We start from the raw sequence: 19,865 nt of genomic DNA on the forward strand, positions 1-19,865 counted from the left end.
CACCCGCTATGGCCGCCCATTTCAGAGCGTTACACGACTAAGACCGAGTCTTAGCCGAGGCTGATCTGCACTTCCACACCGGCCGCAAGATCAAGCTTCATAAGAGCATCAACGGTTTTATCCGTTGGCTGGACGATGTCCAGTACGCGCTTATGAGTACGGATCTCGTACTGGTCACGCGCGTCTTTGTTGACGTGCGGGGAGACCAGAACGGTGAACCGCTCTTTACGGGTAGGCAGTGGAATTGGACCACGCACTTGAGCACCAGTACGTTTCGCGGTTTCCACGATTTCCTGGGTTGATTGGTCGATCAGGCGATGGTCGAAAGCCTTCAACCTGATACGGATTTGCTGATTTTGCATTGGATTTCAGACTCCGGCTGCTATTCCCACCGGGCGCAATACGCCCGTTAAAAGGAGGCGCAATTCTATAGACGCCCCAGATAGGTGTCAACCCAATAAAAAAGCCCCCGCTGAGCGGGGGCTTTTCAAAGCATCAAGCTAACTCAAAAAAGAGCTTACTCGATGATTTTAGCTACTACGCCAGCACCAACGGTACGGCCGCCTTCACGGATAGCGAAGCGCAGACCGTCTTCCATTGCGATGGTTTTGATCAGGGTAACAGTCATCTGAATGTTGTCACCTGGCATTACCATTTCAACGCCTTCTGGCAGCTCGCAGTTACCGGTCACGTCAGTAGTACGGAAGTAGAACTGTGGACGGTAGCCTTTGAAGAACGGAGTGTGACGGCCGCCTTCTTCCTTGCTCAGAACGTAAACTTCTGCGGTGAACTTGGTGTGCGGCTTAACCGAACCCGGCTTAACCAGAACCTGACCACGCTCAACGTCGTCACGCTTGGTGCCACGCAGCAGAACGCCGCAGTTCTCGCCAGCACGACCTTCGTCGAGCAGCTTGCGGAACATCTCAACACCGGTGCAGGTGGTGGTGGTGGTGTCACGCAGACCAACGATTTCCAGTGCATCTTGAACGCGAACGATACCGCGCTCGATACGACCAGTCACAACAGTACCACGACCCGAGATCGAGAATACGTCTTCGATTGGCATCAGGAATGGCTTGTCGATAGCACGCTCTGGCTCTGGGATGTAGCTGTCCAGAGTTTCAACCAGTTTACGAACGGCAGTGGTGCCCATTTCGTTGTCGTCTTTGCCTTCCAGCGCCATACGAGCCGAACCGATGATGATTGGAGTGTCATCGCCCGGGAAGTCGTAGGTGGACAGCAGGTCGCGAACTTCCATCTCAACCAGTTCCAGCAGCTCTGCGTCGTCTACCAGGTCAGCCTTGTTCAGGAAAACCACGATGTACGGAACGCCTACCTGACGGGACAGCAGGATGTGCTCACGGGTTTGTGGCATCGGACCATCAGCGGCCGAGCAAACCAGGATCGCGCCGTCCATCTGGGCAGCACCGGTGATCATGTTCTTCACATAGTCAGCGTGACCTGGGCAGTCAACGTGAGCGTAGTGACGGATCTTCGAGTTGTACTCGACGTGCGCGGTGTTGATGGTGATACCACGAGCTTTTTCTTCTGGAGCGCTGTCGATTTTATCGAAATCAACGATTGCCGAACCGAAAACTTCGGAGCAAACGCGAGTCAGAGCTGCGGTCAGAGTGGTTTTACCGTGGTCAACGTGACCGATGGTGCCAACGTTGACGTGCGGTAGGGAACGATCAAATTTTTCTTTAGCCACGACAATTAACTCCTTGCCTAAAGGACTGAATCAGCCTTGTTTTTTGGTAACGGTTTCGACGATGTGCGACGGAGCCGTATTGTATTTTTTGAATTCCATAGAGTAGCTTGCGCGACCCTGGGACATCGAACGAACGTCGGTCGCATAACCGAACATCTCGCCCAACGGAACTTCAGCACGAATCACCTTACCGGAAACCGTGTCTTCCATACCCAGAATCATGCCGCGACGACGGTTAAGGTCGCCCATCACGTCACCCATATAGTCTTCAGGCGTAACAACCTCTACCGCCATGATCGGCTCAAGCAACTCACCACCGCCCTTCTGGGCCAGTTGCTTGGTCGCCATGGAAGCAGCCACCTTAAACGCCATCTCGTTCGAGTCGACGTCGTGGTAAGAACCATCAAACACGGTAGCCTTCAGGCCGATCAGCGGATAGCCGGCAACTACGCCGTTCTTCATCTGCTCTTCGATACCCTTCTGGATAGCCGGGATGTATTCCTTAGGAACCACACCACCCACTACTTCGTTCACGAATTGCAGACCTTCCTGACCTTCGTCAGCAGGAGCAAAACGGATCCAGCAATGGCCGAACTGGCCACGACCGCCGGACTGACGAACGAACTTGCCTTCGATTTCGCAATTCTTCGTGATGCGCTCACGATACGAAACCTGAGGCTTACCGATGTTGGCTTCGACGTTGAACTCACGGCGCATCCGGTCAACCAGGATGTCCAGGTGCAGCTCGCCCATGCCAGAGATGATCGTTTGACCAGTCTCTTCATCAGTTTTGACGCGGAAAGACGGGTCTTCCTGAGCAAGTTTGCCCAGAGCGATACCCATTTTTTCCTGGTCATCCTTGGTCTTAGGCTCAACGGCAACCGAAATAACCGGCTCCGGGAAGTCCATGCGAACCAGGATGATTGGCTTGTCAGCGTTGCACAAAGTTTCACCAGTGGTGACGTCCTTCATGCCGATCAAGGCCGCGATGTCACCAGCGCGTACTTCCTTGATTTCTTCACGGGCGTTTGCGTGCATTTGCACCATACGACCCACGCGCTCTTTCTTGCCTTTAACCGAGTTGATCACGCCGTCGCCGGATGCCAACACGCCCGAGTAAACGCGGACGAAGGTCAAAGTACCCACGAATGGGTCGGTAGCGATCTTGAACGCCAAAGCCGAGAACGGCTCGTTGTCGTCTGCATGACGCTCCATCTCTTCTTCCTCGTTATCAGGGTTGGAACCCTTGATAGCAGGAATGTCGACAGGAGCCGGCAGGTAGTCGATAACGGCGTCGAGAACCAGGGGAACACCCTTGTTCTTGAAGGAAGAACCGCAAACAGCCAGAACGATCTCACCAGCGATAGTACGCTGACGCAGAGCGGCCTTGATTTCCTCGATGGTGAGCTCTTCACCCTCGAGGTACTTGTTCATCAGCTCTTCGCTGGCTTCAGCCGCAGCCTCAACCATGTTGCTGCGCCACTCTTCAGCCAGCTCCTGCAATTCAGCAGGGATAGCTTCGCGACGCGGAGTCATGCCTTTGTCAGCATCATTCCAGTAAACCGCTTCCATGGTCATCAGATCGATCTGACCCTGGAAGTTGTCTTCGGAACCGATAGCCAACTGGATAGGCACCGGGGTGTGACCCAGGCGCTGCTTGATCTGAGCGATCACGCGCAGGAAGTTCGCGCCGGCACGGTCCATTTTGTTCACGTAAACGATACGTGGAACACCGTATTTGTTGGCTTGACGCCATACGGTTTCGGACTGAGGCTCAACACCGGAAGTACCACAGAACACAACGACAGCGCCGTCGAGTACACGCAGGGAACGCTCAACTTCAATAGTGAAGTCTACGTGACCCGGGGTATCGATGACGTTGAAGCGGTATTGGTCCTTGTGCTGCTTCGCAGAACCCTGCCAGAAGGCGGTAATAGCAGCAGAAGTAATGGTAATACCACGCTCCTGCTCCTGAACCATCCAGTCTGTGGTCGCGGCGCCGTCATGCACCTCGCCCATCTTGTGACTTTTGCCAGTGTAAAAAAGGACGCGCTCGGTGGTGGTGGTTTTACCAGCATCCACGTGAGCAACGATACCAATGTTACGGTAGCGATTAATCGGTGTAGTACGAGCCATAAAGCCCTCGCAAAATTAGTGACGCTAAAATTAGAAGCGGTAGTGCGAGAAAGCTTTGTTAGCTTCAGCCATACGGTGCACGTCTTCACGCTTCTTAACTGCAGCACCTTTACCTTCGGCGGCGTCCAACAGTTCGCCAGCCAAACGCAGAGCCATAGACTTCTCGCCGCGCTTACGGGCGAAGTCTACCAACCAGCGCATTGCCAGAGCGTTACGACGGGACGGACGAACTTCAACCGGAACCTGGTAAGTAGCACCGCCTACACGGCGCGACTTTACTTCGACCAGCGGAGCGATGGCGTCGAGAGCTTTCTCGAAGATTTCCAGGGGGTCGCTGTTCTTGCGTTCTTTAACCTTTTCCAGCGCGCCATAAACGATACGCTCGGCAACGGCTTTCTTGCCGCTTTCCATTACGTGGTTCATGAACTTCGCCAGGATTTGGCTTCCGTATTTTGGATCGTCAAGCACTTCGCGCTTGGCTGCTACGCGTCTTCTTGGCATGGATAAGCCCTCAAACGGTCTTCAGGTTCGCTCGGAATCGGTGCCCTTGAAGGGACGCCTCCGACCTTACTCTTATCGACTCAGAAAAATAGAAAATCAGTTCTTACAAAAAGCCGCTACTACTTAGGCTTCTTGGTACCGTACTTCGAACGACCCTGGTTACGACCTTTAACGCCGGAAGTATCCAAAGAACCGCGTACGGTGTGGTAACGAACACCTGGCAAGTCTTTTACACGACCGCCGCGGATCAGTACCACGCTGTGCTCTTGCAGGTTGTGGCCTTCACCACCGATGTACGAGGAAACCTCGAAACCGTTGGTCAGACGCACACGGCATACTTTACGCAGTGCCGAGTTAGGTTTTTTCGGCGTAGTGGTATACACACGGGTGCACACGCCACGACGTTGCGGGCAGTTCTGCAGCGCAGGCACGTCGGATTTCTCGACGATACGCTTACGCGGCTGACGTACCAGCTGGTTGATAGTTGCCATCTACTAGCTCCACTGTTGTCTTGCGACGCTATTGTCTTGCAAGAAAAGCAAAATGGCAGGAATGAATCCCTGCCAAATTTAGGGGTACAAGAGTCTAAAGAGGATCTTGTCCCCAGTCAAGGCAAGGCCCCGACCTCCCCGTTCATCCAACCTCGACAAATTGTCTTGATTCGATGAACGGAGCTGCCAGGGCCTTACGCTCATTTATCGCAGAACTCAGTTACCGCTAGAGTTCAGCGCTTCGGTCAGTGCAGCTTCCACTTCACTGGCGCTTACGCGCAACGGCTTGTCGGCGTCACGACGACGCTTACGCTCGCTGTGATAAGCCAGGCCGGTACCAGCCGGGATCAGACGACCCACGACCACGTTTTCTTTCAGGCCGCGCAGGTAGTCGCGCTTGCCGGTTACCGCCGCTTCGGTCAGTACACGGGTGGTTTCCTGGAAGGAAGCCGCCGAGATGAACGATTCGGTGGACAACGACGCCTTGGTGATACCCAGCAGAACGCGAGTGAACTTGGAGACAAATTTGTCTTCGCCGCTCAAACGCTCGTTCTCTACCAGAACGTGAGTCAATTCCATCTGGTCGCCCTTGATGAAACTGGAATCGCCGGATTCAGCGATTTCAACTTTACGCAGCATCTGACGCAGGATGGTCTCGATGTGCTTATCGTTGATCTTCACGCCTTGCAGACGGTAAACGTCCTGGATCTCGTTAACGATGTACTTGGCCAGCGCACTCACACCCAGCAGACGCAGGATGTCGTGTGGATCGCTTGGACCGTCGGAGATAACTTCGCCGCGGTTCACTTGTTCGCCTTCGAAGACGTTCAGGTGACGCCACTTCGGAATCAGCTCTTCATACGGATCGCTACCGTCGTTCGGGGTGATAACCAGACGGCGCTTGCCTTTGGTCTCTTTACCGAACGCGATGGTGCCACTGACTTCAGCCAAAATCGACGCTTCTTTCGGACGACGAGCTTCGAACAAGTCGGCAACACGCGGCAGACCACCGGTGATGTCACGGGTCTTCGAAGTTTCTTGCGGAATACGAGCGATAACATCACCGATCGCAATCTTCGCACCGTCCGCAACACCGACCAGGGCGTTGGCTGGCAGGAAGTACTGAGCGATAACGTCAGTGCCTGGCAGCAACAGATCCTTGCCGTTGTCGTCGACCATCTTCACGGCAGGACGGATGTCTTTACCCGCAGCTGGACGATCTTTGGCGTCGAGTACTTCAATGTTGGTCATACCGGTCAATTCGTCAGTCTGACGCTTGATCGTGATGCCTTCTTCCATGCCCACGTAGGTCACGGTACCTTTCATTTCGGTAACGATCGGGTGAGTGTGCGGATCCCACTTGGCCACGATTGCGCCAGCGTCGACCTTGTCACCTTCTTTAACCGAAATCACGGCACCGTATGGCAGCTTGTAACGCTCACGCTCACGACCGAAGTCATCAGCGATGGCCAGCTCACCGGAACGGGACACAGCCACCAGGTGACCATCCACTCGCTCAACGTGCTTCAGGTTGTGCAGACGGACGGTACCGCCATTCTTCACCTGAACGCTGTCAGCAGCGGAGGTCCGGCTTGCCGCACCACCGATGTGGAACGTACGCATCGTCAGCTGGGTACCCGGCTCACCGATGGACTGGGCAGCGATAACGCCAACCGCTTCACCGATGTTCACCTGGTGACCACGAGCCAAGTCACGGCCGTAGCATTTGGCGCAGATGCCGTAGCGGGTTTCGCAGCTGATCGGCGAACGCACGATCACTTCGTCGATGCTATTCAGCTCGATGAACTCGACCCACTTCTCGTCTACCAGAGTGCCGGCAGGAACGATGACGTCCTCGGTACCTGGCTTGAATACGTCACGGGCGATAACACGACCCAATACGCGCTCACCCAGCGGCTCTACAACGTCACCGCCTTCAATGTGCGGAGTCATCAGCAGGCCGTGCTCGGTGCCGCAATCGATCTCGGTTACAACCAGATCTTGTGCAACGTCAACCAGACGACGAGTCAGGTAACCGGAGTTAGCCGTTTTCAACGCGGTATCCGCCAGACCTTTACGAGCACCGTGAGTGGAGATGAAGTACTGAAGTACGCTCAAACCTTCACGGAAGTTCGCAGTAATCGGCGTTTCAATGATGGAGCCGTCCGGCTTGGCCATCAGGCCACGCATACCGGCGAGCTGACGGATCTGCGCAGCAGAACCCCGTGCACCCGAGTCGGCCATCATGTACATCGAGTTGAAAGACTCTTGGTCGACTTCGACGCCATGACGGTCGATGACTTTCTCTTTCGAGAGGTTGGCCATCATCGCCTTGGAAACTTCGTCGTTCGCCTTGGACCAAAGGTCGATTACTTTGTTGTACTTCTCGCCCTGGGTTACCAGGCCGGAGGCGTACTGGCTTTCGATCTCTTTCACTTCATCAGTAGCAGCATTGATGATGCGGGCTTTTTCATCCGGGATAACGAAGTCGTTAACACCGATGGAAACGCCGGAAATGGTCGAATAAGCAAAACCGGTGTACATCAACTGGTCAGCGAAGATCACGGTCTCTTTCAAACCAACCACGCGGTAGCACTGGTTGATCAGCTTGGAGATCGCCTTTTTCTTCATCGGCAGGTTGACGACGTCGTACGACAGACCTTTTGGCACAACCTGGAACAACAGCGCACGGCCGACAGTGGTGTCGACGATACGGGTGTTGCTCACGCTGCCGCCATCACGGTCGTTGACGGTTTCGTTGATCCGCACTTTGACCTTGGCGTGCAGTGCGGCTTCGCCGGCACGGAACACACGGTCAACTTCCTGCAGATCCGCAAACACACGACCTTCGCCCTTGGCGTTGATCGCTTCACGAGTCATGTAGTACAGACCCAATACAACGTCCTGCGACGGAACGATGATTGGCTCACCGTTGGCTGGCGACAGAATGTTGTTGGTCGACATCATCAACGCACGCGCTTCGAGCTGGGCTTCCAGCGTCAGCGGTACGTGCACGGCCATTTGGTCGCCGTCGAAGTCGGCGTTGTACGCGGCGCAGACCAGAGGGTGCAGCTGGATAGCCTTACCTTCGATCAGTACCGGTTCAAACGCCTGGATGCCCAGACGGTGAAGGGTCGGTGCACGGTTGAGAAGAACCGGGTGTTCGCGAATCACTTCAGCGAGAACGTCCCAAACCTCTGGCAGCTCGCGCTCGACCATCTTCTTGGCAGCTTTGATGGTGGTCGCGAGACCACGCATTTCCAGCTTGCCGAAAATGAACGGCTTGAACAGCTCGAGAGCCATCTTCTTCGGCAGACCGCACTGGTGCAGACGCAGGGTCGGGCCTACGGTAATTACCGAACGACCGGAGTAGTCAACACGCTTACCGAGCAAGTTCTGACGGAAACGACCCTGCTTACCCTTGATCATGTCAGCCAGGGATTTCAGAGGACGCTTGTTGGAACCGGTGATAGCGCGGCCACGACGACCGTTATCGAGCAGTGCGTCGACAGCTTCCTGCAACATACGCTTTTCGTTGCGCACGATGATGTCCGGAGCGGACAGATCCAGCAGGCGCTTCAAACGGTTGTTACGGTTGATCACTCGACGATACAGATCGTTGAGGTCGGAAGTCGCGAAGCGACCGCCATCCAGCGGGACCAGTGGACGCAGATCTGGCGGCAGAACCGGCAGAACGGTCAGCACCATCCATTCTGGAAGGTTGCCGGAACCCTGGAAGGCTTCCATCAACTTCAGACGCTTGGACAGCTTCTTGATTTTGGTTTCGGAGTTGGTTTGCGGAATTTCTTCACGCAGGCGACCAATCTCGTGTTCCAGGTCGATAGCGTGCAGCAGTTCACGGACAGCTTCGGCACCCATACGGGCATCGAAATCGTCGCCGAACTCTTCCAGCGCTTCGAAGTACTGCTCGTCGTTCAGCAGCTGACCTTTTTCAAGGGTGGTCATGCCTGGATCGATAACGACATAGCTCTCGAAGTAGAGAACGCGCTCGATATCACGCAGGGTCATGTCCATCAGCAAGCCGATACGGGACGGCAGCGATTTCAGGAACCAGATGTGGGCAACAGGCGAGGCCAGCTCGATGTGCGCCATGCGCTCACGACGAACTTTTGCCAGTGCAACTTCAACGCCGCACTTCTCGCAGATTACGCCACGATGCTTCAAGCGCTTGTACTTACCGCACAGGCACTCGTAATCCTTTACCGGGCCAAAGATCTTGGCGCAGAACAGGCCGTCACGCTCAGGTTTGAACGTACGGTAGTTGATGGTTTCCGGCTTTTTAACTTCACCGAACGACCACGAACGGATCATCTCAGGCGATGCCAATCCGATACGGATGGCGTCGAACTCTTCGACTTGACCCTGGTTTTTCAGCAAATTCAGTAGGTCTTTCAAGGCCTTTCCTCCTGGCGGAGCAGAGAGCGGGCAATCCTGCCCCGCTCTCGATTCGCGTCACGTGTTATTCGGTTTCCAGATCGATATCGATGCCGAGGGAACGAATTTCCTTGATCAACACGTTGAAGGACTCGGGCATGCCCGGCTCCATACGGTGATCGCCATCCACGATGTTTTTGTACATCTTGGTACGGCCGTTCACATCGTCCGACTTCACTGTGAGCATTTCTTGCAGAGTGTAAGCAGCACCGTATGCTTCCAGTGCCCAGACCTCCATCTCCCCGAAACGCTGACCACCGAACTGCGCCTTACCACCCAGCGGCTGCTGGGTAACCAGGCTGTACGAACCGGTAGAACGAGCGTGCATCTTGTCGTCTACCAAGTGGTTCAGCTTCAGCATGTACATGTAGCCAACGGTAACCGGGCGCTCGAACTTGTTGCCGGTACGGCCGTCGGTCAGCTGCATCTGGCCGCTTTCTGGCAGGTCTGCCAGCTTCAGCATGGCCTTGATTTCGCTTTCCTTGGCGCCGTCGAACACTGGAGTGGCCATCGGAACGCCGCCACGCAGGTTTTGAGCCAGATCCAGGATTTCCTGGTCTGAGAAGTCATCGAGGCTTTCCTGACGACCGCCGATCTCGTTGTAGATCTCGTGCAGGAATTTACGCAGCTCGGCAACTTTACGCTGCTCTTCAACCATGCGGTTGATCTTCTCGCCCAGGCCTTTGGCCGCGAGGCCCAGGTGGGTTTCAAGGATCTGACCGACGTTCATACGCGAAGGTACGCCCAACGGGTTGAGGACGACGTCGACCGGGGTGCCATTGGCATCGTGCGGCATGTCTTCAACCGGCATGATCACGGAGACCACACCTTTGTTACCGTGACGACCGGCCATCTTGTCGCCCGGCTGGATGCGGCGACGGATTGCCAGGTAAACCTTGACGATTTTCAGCACGCCTGGAGCCAGGTCATCGCCCTGCTGCAGTTTGCGCTTCTTGTCTTCGAACTTGTCGTCCAGCAAGCGGCGACGATCAACGATGTAGGCCTGAGCCTTCTCGAGCTGCTCGTTCAGAGCATCTTCAGCCATGCGCAGTTTGAACCACTGGCCGTGCTCAAGACCGTCGAGAACTTCGTCGGTGATGTCCTGGCCTTTCTTCAGACCGGCGCCGCCTTCGGCTTTGTGGCCGACCAGAGCGGAACGCAGACGTTCGAAAGTAGCACCTTCAACGATACGGAACTCTTCGTTCAGGTCCTTGCGGATCTCGTCCAGCTGGGACTTCTCGATCGACAGTGCACGAGCATCACGCTCAACGCCATCGCGGGTGAAGACCTGTACGTCGATGACAGTACCTTTGGTACCGGTAGGTACACGCAGGGAGGTGTCTTTAACGTCGCTGGCTTTTTCACCGAAGATTGCACGCAGCAGTTTTTCTTCCGGAGTCAGCTGGGTCTCGCCTTTCGGAGTGACCTTGCCCACCAGGATGTCGCCTGCGCCTACTTCAGCACCTACGTAAACGATACCGGCTTCGTCCAGCTTGTTCAGTGCCGCTTCACCCACGTTAGGGATGTCGGCAGTGATTTCCTCTGGGCCAAGCTTGGTGTCACGTGCCACACAGGTCAGTTCCTGGATGTGGATCGTGGTGAAACGGTCTTCTTGAACAACACGCTCGGACAGGCAGATGGAGTCTTCGAAGTTGAAGCCGTTCCATGCCATGAACGCGATGCGCATGTTCTGGCCCAGTGCCAGTTCACCCATGTCGGTGGACGGGCCGTCGGCCATGATGTCACTGCGCTGAACCCGATCACCTTTACGCACCAGCGGACGCTGGTTGATGCAGGTGTTCTGGTTGGAGCGGGTGTACTTGGTCAGGTTGTAGATGTCGACACCGGCTTCACCGGTTTCAACTTCATCATCAGCAACACGAACCACGATTCGGCTGGCGTCGACGGAATCGATCACGCCGCCACGACGAGCCACGACGCAAACGCCGGAGTCACGGGCTACGTTACGCTCCATGCCAGTACCTACCAGCGGCTTGTCAGCGCGCAGGGTTGGTACAGCTTGACGCTGCATGTTCGAACCCATCAACGCACGGTTGGCGTCGTCGTGCTCGAGGAACGGAATCAGCGACGCAGCAACCGAAACTACCTGCTTCGGCGATACGTCCATCAAGGTGACGTCTTCCGGCGCCTTAACGGTGAATTCGTTCAAGTGACGAACAGCTACCAGCTCGTCGATCAGGACTTTCTTGTCGTTCATCGTGGCCGAAGCCTGAGCGATCACGTGATCAGCTTCTTCGATGGCGGACAGGAAAACGATCTCGTCGGTGACCAGAGCGTCTTTCACCACACGGTACGGGCTCTCGAGGAAGCCGTACTGGTTGGTGCGCGCATAGGCAGCCAGGGAGTTGATCAGACCGATGTTCGGACCTTCCGGCGTTTCAATCGGGCATACACGACCGTAGTGAGTCGGGTGTACGTCACGGACTTCAAAGCCAGCACGCTCACGAGTCAAACCGCCAGGGCCGAGTGCAGAGACACGACGCTTGTGGGTGATCTCGGACAGCGGGTTGTTCTGGTCCATGAACTGGGAAAGCTGGCTGGAACCGAAGAACTCCTTCACCGCCGCAGCCACTGGCTTGGCGTTGATCAGGTCTTGCGGCATCAGGCCTTCGCTTTCCGCCATCGACAGACGCTCTTTGACCGCACGCTCAACACGCACCAGGCCAACGCGGAACTGGTTCTCGGCCATTTCGCCTACGCAGCGAACACGACGGTTACCCAAGTGGTCGATGTCATCGACGATGCCTTTACCGTTACGGATGTCGACCAAAGTCTTCAGTACCGCGACGATGTCTTCCTTGCACAGCACGCCCGAACCTTCGATCTCGGTACGACCGATACGACGGTTGAACTTCATCCGGCCGACCGCAGACAGGTCATAGCGCTCAGGGCTGAAGAACAGGTTGTTGAACAGGGTTTCGGCTGCGTCTTTGGTTGGCGGCTCGCCAGGACGCATCATGCGATAGATTTCGACCAGCGCTTCCAATTGGTTGCTGGTGGAGTCGATCTTCAGAGTGTCGGAAACGAACGGACCGCAATCGATGTCGTTGGTGTACAGAGTTTCGATGCGAACGACGCCGGCCTTGGCGATTTTCGCCAGGATCTCGGTGTTCAGTTCGGTGTTGCACTCTGCCAGGATTTCGCCGGTTGCCGGATGCACGATGACCTTGGCGGTAGTGCGACCCAGGACGTAGTCCAGCGGCACTTCCAGCTCTTTGATCCCGGCTTTTTCCAGCTGGTTAATGTGGCGAGCGGTGATACGACGACCCTGCTCGACAATAACCTTGCCTTTGTCGTCCTGGATATCCAGAACCGCGATTTCACCACGCAGACGCTGAGGTACCAGTTCCAGGCTGAGGTTCTCGCCTTTCACATGGAATACGTTGGTGGTGTAGAACGCGTCCAGCACTTCCTCGGTGGTATAGCCGAGCGCGCGCAGCAGTACCGATGCAGGCAGCTTGCGACGACGGTCGATACGCACGAATACGCAGTCTTTCGGGTCGAACTCGAAGTCCAGCCACGAACCGCGGTAAGGAATGATGCGCGCGGAGTACAGCAGTTTACCGGAGCTGTGCGTCTTGCCACGGTCGTGGTCGAAGAACACGCCCGGGGAACGGTGCAGCTGGGAAACGATTACACGCTCGGTACCGTTAATTACGAAGGTACCGTTCTCAGTCATCAGGGGGATTTCACCCATGTAGACTTCTTGCTCTTTGATGTCCTTGATCGCTTTGTTCGACGATTCTTTGTCGAAAATGATCAGGCGCACTTTTACCCGCAAAGGTACGGCGTAAGTTACACCGCGCAATACGCATTCTTTGACATCAAATGCCGGTTCGCCCAGACGATATCCGACGTACTCCAGCGCAGCATTGCCGGAGTAGCTGATGATCGGGAAAACGGATTTGAAGGCCGCATGCAGGCCCACGTCGCGGAACTGATCTTTAGTCGCTCCCGCTTGCAAGAATTCACGATACGAATCCAGCTGGATGGCCAGGAGGTACGGCACATCCATGACGTCCGGCAACTTGCTAAAGTCCTTGCGGATACGTTTTTTCTCAGTATATGAGTAAGCCATCAGCGTTCCCCAGCTTGGTCACCTGCTTGTTTGGCCCCTCCCGACGGGAGCAGCCAGAAAATCGTGCAAACCCCATGGTTTGCGCCACCGCATCGGGTGGTTACAGCACGGTATCAGCACCGACCCAGTCGGCTGCCAATAACGGAAAAAGGCCGGTGGCAAGAGCCACCAGCCATCAGCCTGTCGCTTAACGCTCGGGCTGGAGGAGCAAAGTCGATGCTTACTTCAGCTCGACTTTAGCGCCTGCTTCTTCCAGAGCTGCTTTGGCTTTGTCAGCTGCGTCTTTGGCAACAGCTTCCAGAACCATGGCAGGAGCGCCGTCAACTACAGCCTTGGCTTCTTTCAGGCCCAGACCGGTCAGTTCACGAACTGCCTTGATCACGTTAACTTTCTTCTCGCCAGCTTCGGTCAGCATGACGTTGAATTCAGTTTGCTCTTCAACAACGGCGGCAGCAGCAGCTGGACCAGCCGATGCAGCAGCAGCGGTAACGCCGAATTTTTCTTCGAAAGCTTTGATCAGCTCAACAACTTCCATTACGGACATGTTGCCAACTGCTTCAAGGATATCGTTCTGAGAGATAGACATGAATCTAATTCCTGATATTGGGGACGGCCTACGCGACCATCGAAAAAAACAAAAAACGCGAGAAGTTGACGAGCCTTAGGCTGCAGCAGCTTCTTTCTGGTCGCGAATTGCCGCCAGAGTACGAGCCAATTTGCTGGTAGCGCCTTGAATCACGCTCATCAGCTGAGAAATTGCTTCGTCACGGGTCGGCAGAGTTGCCAGTACGTCGATTTGGTTAGCTGCGAGGAACTTGCCCTCGAACGCAGCTGCCTTGATCTCGAACTTGTCCTGACCCTTTGCGAACTCTTTGAAGATCCGGGCAGCAGCGCCAGGATGTTCTTTGGAGAATGCAATCAGGGTAGGGCCAGTGAACACGTCGTTGAGGACACTGAATTCAGTGTCAGCAACAGCGCGCTTGAGCAGGGTGTTACGTACAACACGTACATAAACGCCAGCTTCACGAGCCTCTTTACGGAGTCCGGTCATCGCGCCTACTGTTACGCCACGGGCATCAGCCACGACAGCGGACAGAGCGACTTTGGCAGCCTCGTTGACTTCAGCGACGATGGCCTTCTTGTCTTCGAGTTTAATTGCCACGGGTTTAACTCCTGCTTGTTACCGTTTCATCTGGTCGAAACCGGATGTCGTTTTGGTGTCTGATTCGGTAAGGAACCGGGAGCACCATCTGCGTAGGCTTGTGGTTTAAGACTTGCGTCGCCTACGGTCTTGGATAGCCCCCGCCAGGCAGGGACCCCAATTTTTTCAATTGGCGCAATCGCTTGCGCCAATTTGTGTCTTACGCGTCGAGCGAGCTTTGGTCGATGACCAGACCTGGGCCCATAGTGGTGCTCAGGGTAACGCGCTTAACGTAGATGCCTTTCGAGGAAGCTGGCTTGATACGCTTCAGATCAGCGATCAGGGCTTCAACGTTTTCCTTCAGCTTGACGGCGTCGAAGCCGATCTTGCCAACGGAAGTGTGGATGATGCCGTTTTTGTCGGTGCGATAACGAACCTGACCAGCCTTGGCGTTTTTAACCGCGGTAGCTACGTCTGGAGTTACGGTGCCGACTTTAGGGTTAGGCATCAGGCCACGTGGACCGAGGATCTGACCCAACTGACCTACAACGCGCATTGCATCCGGGGATGCGATAACTACGTCATAGTTCAGGTCGCCGCCTTTCATTTCGGCAGCCAGGTCGTCCATGCCTACACGGTCAGCGCCGGCAGCCAGAGCGGCTTCAGCAGCTGGACCCTGGGTGAACACAGCAACGCGAACGGTCTTGCCAGTGCCGTGTGGCAGCACAGTAGCGCTACGAACAACCTGGTCGGATTTACGCGGGTCAACACCCAGGTTCACAGCAACGTCGAACGACTCGCTGAACTTGACAGTCGACAGCTCAGCCAGCAGGGCAGCAGCGTCTACAAAGTTGTAGGACTTGCCTGCTTCGATTTTGCCGGCGATAGCCTTTTGACGCTTGGTCAGCTTAGCCATTACACACCCTCCACGTTAAGGCCCATGCTACGAGCAGAACCGGCGATGGTACGCACGGCTGCTTCCATATCAGCTGCAGTCAGATCCGCGTTCTTGGTTTTCGCGATCTCTTCCAGCTGAGCACGAGTTACAGTGCCAACCTTAACGGTGTTCGGACGAGCGGAACCGCTGGTCAGACCGGCCGCCTTCTTCAGCAGAACCGAAGCAGGGGTGGATTTGGTTTCGAAAGTGAAGCTACGGTCGCTGTAGACAGTGATGATCACTGGAGTCGGCAGACCTGGCTCAAGACCCTGAGTACGGGCGTTGAAAGCCTTGCAGAATTCCATGATGTTCACGCCGTGCTGACCCAGAGCAGGACCAACAGGTGGGCTTGGGTTAGCCTGAGCGGCCTTCACTTGCAGCTTGATGTAAGCGGTAATCTTCTTGGCCATGAGGCACTCCAATTACGGGTTCAAACGCCTCGAAAGGCTCCCCGGTTACTTGCGCGTTTATCCCAGTGACGACAAAACCCCACAGCTTAAGGCTGCGGGGTTGGGATGCTTGCTCAGCTAGACCTTTTCGACCTGACTGAACTCCAACTCTACCGGAGTAGAGCGTCCGAAAATGAGCACTGCGACCTGGATCCGGCTCTTTTCGTAGTTAACTTCTTCGACCGTACCGGTGAAATCGGCAAACGGACCATCGTTAACACGCACCGACTCGCCCGGCTCGAACAACGTCTTCGGCTTAGGCTTATCGCTACCGTCAGCGACGCGACGCAGAATCGCTTCTGCTTCTTTATCAGTAATCGGCGCAGGTTTATCAGCGGTACCACCGATGAAACCCATCACGCGAGGAGTATCCTTGACCAAGTGCCAAGTACCCTCGTTCATATCCATCTGGACAAGCACATAGCCAGGGAAGAACTTGCGTTCGCTTTTGCGCTTCTGGCCGTTACGCATTTCAACCACTTCTTCAGTGGGAACCAGAATCTCGCCGAAGCCATCTTCCATGCCAGCCAGCTTTACGCGCTCGATCAACGAACGCATGACATGCTTCTCGTAACCCGAGTAAGCATGCACAACATACCAACGCTTAGCCACGGGACACCCTTAGCCGACAATCAAGGAGACAAGCCAGCCGAGCAGGGAATCAAGACCCCACAACAGCAACGCCATAACCAGAACAACAGCCACTACAATCAATGTGGTCTGCGTGGTTTCTTGGCGAGTTGGCCATACGACTTTACGAATCTCGGTGCGCGCTTCCTTAACCAGTACGAAGAAAGACTTGCCCTTAACTGTCTGCAGGCCTACAAAGGCAGCTACAGCAGCAATCACAAGCAATGCGAGTACGCGGTACAGGATCGGCGAAGCAGAGTAATACTGATTACCAACAACGCCAACAACCACCAAAGCGACTACCACTAGCCACTTGAGCAGATCGAAGCGAGAGCCTTGAGCTTCAGCTTTAGGAGTCATCTATGAAGATCCTGTGAAAAGAAAGCCAGACACACCGAGTGAATCTGGCAGGTCAGGAGGGAATCGAACCCCCAACCTACGGTTTTGGAGACCGTCGCTCTGCCAATTGAGCTACTGACCTAAAACAAAATCAGGCCGACCATTATGCCGGCCTGAAGAAGACTTTACAACATTTTACTCTGAGGCCCAGGCTGCAACTCCGGCACTAACGACCTGATCGCCCTTGCGGCACGACCAACTGCAATCTGAAGCCCTTAAAACAAAGGCAGATATTTTCATATCTGCCTTGTTATATGGAGCTCTTGAGCGGATTTGAACCGCTGACCTCACCCTTACCAAGGGTGTGCTCTACCAACTGAGCTACAAGAGCGTAACACTGTGCAAAACCTGTAAACTTGGAGCGGGTAGCGGGAATCGAACCCGCATCATCAGCTTGGAAGGCTGAGGTTCTACCACTAAACTATACCCGCGAGGCTTACAGCTCTCGCTAAAATGGTGGAGGGGGAAGGATTCGAACCTTCGAAGTCGTAGACGTCAGATTTACAGTCTGATCCCTTTGGCCGCTCGGGAACCCCTCCTAAGCGAGCCGGCATTCTACATCATGCCAGCCTTCTGTCAAGCATTTTTCTCATTAAAAACCTGAGCTTAGCTGCGCTGACCTCGCCTCACATCGCTAACCGTTCCCGGTGTTCGCTGTGGAGCGGGCGCCATTCTATGCAAACTATTCGATGGGTGCAACCCCCTCGCAAGGCATTATTTTATGTTTTAACTCATTGAATTCTTTAGAAAGGTTTATCAGCTGGAGATCATCCAGCCAGCGCCGGCTCTCCGGGGCCACTCGCAGCCAATAACCGGTGGATTGCGCGGCACTCCGAGGTAACACCTGAAACCCGACCTCCATGCCCGTCAACCTGCGCTCAAGACCCTGAGCAGCCTCCTCACGAGAGAAACCACCCAAATAAAGACAGCCAGGATCACTCTTGACCGCCTTTTCTTTATCTTTTGACGCGATCTCGGTTTCGCTAAGCAGGCGAATATCCTGCTGCGAGCCTCGGTACAAACTCAAAGGCGTTACATCTTTAGCACGCAGCGGAGCCTCTTGTTGATGCCATATGTAATAAAACACATTGAGAACAAGCAGCAGCAGAAACAACCAACGCATAAGAACCTCAAGCCAAAGGGCACGCCATAGCCAAACCGACAAACACCAGATCAGGGACGACCTTGGCCTGAGGCACGATTTCGGAGACCAATCCTGCGTCCCCACCCGTAAGGAAGACCTCGAAGTCTTCCCCCCAATGACCCCGAGCCAATTCAAGCTGCGTCAGCACAAACCCCCGAAGCATCAATAGGCAGCCGCGCTCGACAGCTTCAACTGTTGTACGCCCAGGATCGAGGTGCTCCAGTGCACGTTCAGCTGCCAGATCGCCGTAGCGAATTTTACGGGTATGGGTGCGCAGCTGATTTCGCATCAACGGCATGCCAGGACAGATAAACCCACCGAGATGCTCTCCGTCTACCGCAACGAAGTCGGCCGTGACTGCAGTACCGAAATCCAATACAAGGCACGCGCCGCCCGCGAGGTGAAATCCCCCAAGCAGCGCGAGCCAGCGATCAAGCCCTAGCTTCTCGAACTCCTCATAGCCATTTCGTACACCGGACATTTCTCGCGCAGGCGTGGCACAAACGACTGATACCTCGAAGGACTCCTTGAGTAGCGATATCAGCACCCCGGTCTCCTCAGAGGTCCTTACGCTGACCAACCGACAATGCTTGAGAGCCAGCCCCTCGATTACTTGCAAATCTGCGAGTAAAGCCAGGTCCGAATCCACGACCCCGCCACCCAACACCAGCCGGGCATTCGGCTCGAGCACACGCCACTTGATAAAACTATTTCCGCAGTCGAGCTCAAGAATCATTGCGCAACCTCAGACTCAGCTCACCACCACTAAAGACCTTTTCCACACCACCCACCTTCAAGCGCAAGGCACCCTGACTGTCGATACCCAGCACCTCACCATCAATCTGATTCACACCCGCAATCAATGACACCGCACGCCCCTGCCACAGGTGATTTTGCTCCCACTCAGCCTGGATAGTGGAAAAGCCTTCAGACTGATGACGAGCGAGATACTTCTGCAGCATTATCCCAAGCGTTGCCACCAGGTGATTGCGATCAAATGCCTTGCCAGACTCCAGGCGCATGGATGTCCATTGCTGATCGACTTCATCCGTCATCTGCATGTTTACATTTATTCCAACACCCAGCACTACGTGACAGACGTCAGCCGGATCGCCTACTAACTCAAGCAGAATTCCGGCGATCTTCTTTTGCCCCACCAACACGTCGTTCGGCCATTTCAAACCCGCCCCGGAAATACCTAACTCACGCAGCGTCTGCATGACAGCGAGCCCAACGACAAGGCTTAACCCCTCCAACTGGCGCATCCCACCCTCAATGCGCAACACCAGGCTGAAGTAAACGTTCTCCGCAAACGGACTGGCCCACTTTCGCCCTCGCCGACCACGACCCGCCGTCTGCCGCTCGGCGAGCACCAGAAAAGGCGCAATCTGGTTCCGCTCTATCGCACGCAGCGCTTCGGCATTGGTGGAATCAATAGAATCGAAGACCAGAACAGGCCATTCACAAGCAGGCGAAAAGCGTCCGACTTCAGCAGGATCAAGCAGGGTCAATGGCGCCGCTAATTGATAGCCACGACCTCGAACTTTATGAATGGACAGTCCTAGATCAGCCTCCAAATGCTGAAGCTGTTTCCACACAGCGCTACGGGTGACGCCAAGGGCAGCACCAAGCGCTTGGCCCGAATGGAATCGGCCATCTTTAAGAAGCTTTAACAACGTCAGCATGCAAGTCTCGCCTCACAATGAGGCCCGCATGATAGCCACGCTCCGAGCAATTGCATAGAAACCCAGGTAGACAGATTTTCCTGCGGA

The 19,865-nt window shown here is 55.1% G+C and carries 16 protein-coding genes and 4 tRNA genes; all 20 read right to left on the reverse strand.

All coding sequences use genetic code 11. From position 1 onward, the window contains the following. Positions 1-50: 50 nt before the first annotated feature. The 20 genes from rpsJ to birA all read right to left on the reverse strand — a co-directional run bounded on the left by rpsJ (position 51) and on the right by birA (position 19,778). Positions 51-362, reverse strand: a complete 312-nt coding sequence (gene rpsJ / locus KVG88_RS27300; protein ID WP_003186070.1) for a 30S ribosomal protein S10 — start codon at positions 360-362, stop codon at positions 51-53. A 155-nt stretch (positions 363-517) separates the two neighbouring features. Beyond that, the gene (gene tuf / locus KVG88_RS27305) at positions 518-1,711 is read right to left on the reverse strand and encodes an elongation factor Tu (RefSeq protein WP_034148074.1); all 1,194 of its coding nucleotides are present in this window, start codon (positions 1,709-1,711) and stop codon (positions 518-520) included. A 30-nt stretch (positions 1,712-1,741) separates the two neighbouring features. Beyond that, positions 1,742-3,847 (reverse strand): elongation factor G, encoded by a 2,106-nt coding sequence (gene fusA, locus KVG88_RS27310; protein WP_060541895.1) that lies wholly within the window; start codon positions 3,845-3,847, stop codon positions 1,742-1,744. 30 nt (positions 3,848-3,877) lie between these two features. After that, positions 3,878-4,348, reverse strand: coding sequence for a 30S ribosomal protein S7 (rpsG, locus tag KVG88_RS27315; RefSeq protein WP_002555493.1), 471 nt, complete (start codon positions 4,346-4,348; stop codon positions 3,878-3,880). Positions 4,349-4,467: 119 nt separating this feature from the next. Next, entirely contained in the window at positions 4,468-4,839 is a 372-nt protein-coding gene (rpsL, locus tag KVG88_RS27320) for a 30S ribosomal protein S12 (protein ID WP_002555494.1), read from the reverse strand. A 216-nt stretch (positions 4,840-5,055) separates the two neighbouring features. Next, positions 5,056-9,255 carry a DNA-directed RNA polymerase subunit beta' gene (rpoC, locus tag KVG88_RS27325; protein WP_150704931.1) on the reverse strand — a complete coding sequence of 1,400 codons (4,200 nt, stop codon included), beginning with the start codon at positions 9,253-9,255 and terminating at the stop codon, positions 5,056-5,058. A 64-nt stretch (positions 9,256-9,319) separates the two neighbouring features. Then, positions 9,320-13,393, reverse strand: a complete 4,074-nt coding sequence (gene rpoB / locus KVG88_RS27330) for a DNA-directed RNA polymerase subunit beta (protein ID WP_056855886.1) — start codon at positions 13,391-13,393, stop codon at positions 9,320-9,322. A 220-nt stretch (positions 13,394-13,613) separates the two neighbouring features. Beyond that, the gene (rplL, locus tag KVG88_RS27335; RefSeq protein WP_056855887.1) at positions 13,614-13,979 is read right to left on the reverse strand and encodes a 50S ribosomal protein L7/L12; all 366 of its coding nucleotides are present in this window, start codon (positions 13,977-13,979) and stop codon (positions 13,614-13,616) included. A 75-nt stretch (positions 13,980-14,054) separates the two neighbouring features. Beyond that, the gene (gene rplJ / locus KVG88_RS27340; protein WP_007970413.1) at positions 14,055-14,555 is read right to left on the reverse strand and encodes a 50S ribosomal protein L10; all 501 of its coding nucleotides are present in this window, start codon (positions 14,553-14,555) and stop codon (positions 14,055-14,057) included. 199 nt (positions 14,556-14,754) lie between these two features. Beyond that, entirely contained in the window at positions 14,755-15,450 is a 696-nt protein-coding gene (gene rplA, locus KVG88_RS27345; protein ID WP_008041297.1) for a 50S ribosomal protein L1, read from the reverse strand. Continuing rightward, positions 15,450-15,881: a 50S ribosomal protein L11 gene (gene rplK, locus KVG88_RS27350; RefSeq protein WP_007933726.1), complete on the reverse strand. Its 432-nt coding sequence runs from the start codon at positions 15,879-15,881 to the stop codon at positions 15,450-15,452. Before rplK ends, rplA begins: the two co-directional genes overlap by 1 nt. A gap of 117 nt (positions 15,882-15,998) precedes the next feature. Then, positions 15,999-16,532, reverse strand: coding sequence for a transcription termination/antitermination protein NusG (nusG, locus tag KVG88_RS27355; protein WP_007933727.1), 534 nt, complete (start codon positions 16,530-16,532; stop codon positions 15,999-16,001). Positions 16,533-16,541: 9 nt separating this feature from the next. After that, positions 16,542-16,910, reverse strand: coding sequence for a preprotein translocase subunit SecE (gene secE / locus KVG88_RS27360; RefSeq protein ID WP_007896620.1), 369 nt, complete (start codon positions 16,908-16,910; stop codon positions 16,542-16,544). Positions 16,911-16,955: 45 nt separating this feature from the next. Beyond that, a tRNA-Trp gene (locus KVG88_RS27365) sits at positions 16,956-17,031 on the reverse strand. Between the two features lie 173 nt (positions 17,032-17,204). Continuing rightward, positions 17,205-17,280, reverse strand: a tRNA-Thr gene (locus tag KVG88_RS27370). A gap of 26 nt (positions 17,281-17,306) precedes the next feature. Next, positions 17,307-17,380: transfer RNA gene (locus KVG88_RS27375), tRNA-Gly, on the reverse strand. A 23-nt stretch (positions 17,381-17,403) separates the two neighbouring features. Continuing rightward, positions 17,404-17,488: transfer RNA gene (locus tag KVG88_RS27380), tRNA-Tyr, on the reverse strand. A gap of 143 nt (positions 17,489-17,631) precedes the next feature. Then, positions 17,632-18,072: a hypothetical protein gene (locus tag KVG88_RS27385; protein WP_217873254.1), complete on the reverse strand. Its 441-nt coding sequence runs from the start codon at positions 18,070-18,072 to the stop codon at positions 17,632-17,634. Positions 18,073-18,079: 7 nt separating this feature from the next. Beyond that, positions 18,080-18,829: a pantothenate kinase gene (locus KVG88_RS27390; RefSeq protein ID WP_150704933.1), complete on the reverse strand. Its 750-nt coding sequence runs from the start codon at positions 18,827-18,829 to the stop codon at positions 18,080-18,082. Then, a complete protein-coding gene (birA, locus tag KVG88_RS27395) occupies positions 18,819-19,778 on the reverse strand; it encodes a bifunctional biotin--[acetyl-CoA-carboxylase] ligase/biotin operon repressor BirA (protein WP_217873255.1) in 960 nt (319 codons plus the stop codon). The genes KVG88_RS27390 and birA overlap by 11 nt, the downstream gene beginning before the upstream one ends. Between the last annotated feature and the right edge of the window lie 87 nt (positions 19,779-19,865).

The organism is Pseudomonas azerbaijanoccidentalis, assembly GCF_019145495.1.
Lineage (GTDB): Bacteria > Pseudomonadota > Gammaproteobacteria > Pseudomonadales > Pseudomonadaceae > Aquipseudomonas > Aquipseudomonas azerbaijanoccidentalis.

Coding starts and splice junctions, on each gene's coding strand:
- rplL (WP_056855887.1), bottom strand. CDS start 13,979: ATGTCTATCTCTCAGAACGATATCCTTGAAGCAGTTGGCAACATGTCC.
- birA (WP_217873255.1), bottom strand. CDS start 19,778: ATGCTGACGTTGTTAAAGCTTCTTAAAGATGGCCGATTCCATTCGGGC.
- rpsL (WP_002555494.1), bottom strand. CDS start 4,839: ATGGCAACTATCAACCAGCTGGTACGTCAGCCGCGTAAGCGTATCGTC.
- fusA (WP_060541895.1), bottom strand. CDS start 3,847: ATGGCTCGTACTACACCGATTAATCGCTACCGTAACATTGGTATCGTT.
- rplA (WP_008041297.1), bottom strand. CDS start 15,450: ATGGCTAAGCTGACCAAGCGTCAAAAGGCTATCGCCGGCAAAATCGAA.
- rplK (WP_007933726.1), bottom strand. CDS start 15,881: ATGGCCAAGAAGATTACCGCTTACATCAAGCTGCAAGTGAAGGCCGCT.
- secE (WP_007896620.1), bottom strand. CDS start 16,910: ATGACTCCTAAAGCTGAAGCTCAAGGCTCTCGCTTCGATCTGCTCAAG.
- rpsG (WP_002555493.1), bottom strand. CDS start 4,348: ATGCCAAGAAGACGCGTAGCAGCCAAGCGCGAAGTGCTTGACGATCCA.
- KVG88_RS27385 (WP_217873254.1), bottom strand. CDS start 18,072: ATGCGTTGGTTGTTTCTGCTGCTGCTTGTTCTCAATGTGTTTTATTAC.
- rpoB (WP_056855886.1), bottom strand. CDS start 13,393: ATGGCTTACTCATATACTGAGAAAAAACGTATCCGCAAGGACTTTAGC.
- rpsJ (WP_003186070.1), bottom strand. CDS start 362: ATGCAAAATCAGCAAATCCGTATCAGGTTGAAGGCTTTCGACCATCGC.
- KVG88_RS27390 (WP_150704933.1), bottom strand. CDS start 18,829: ATGATTCTTGAGCTCGACTGCGGAAATAGTTTTATCAAGTGGCGTGTG.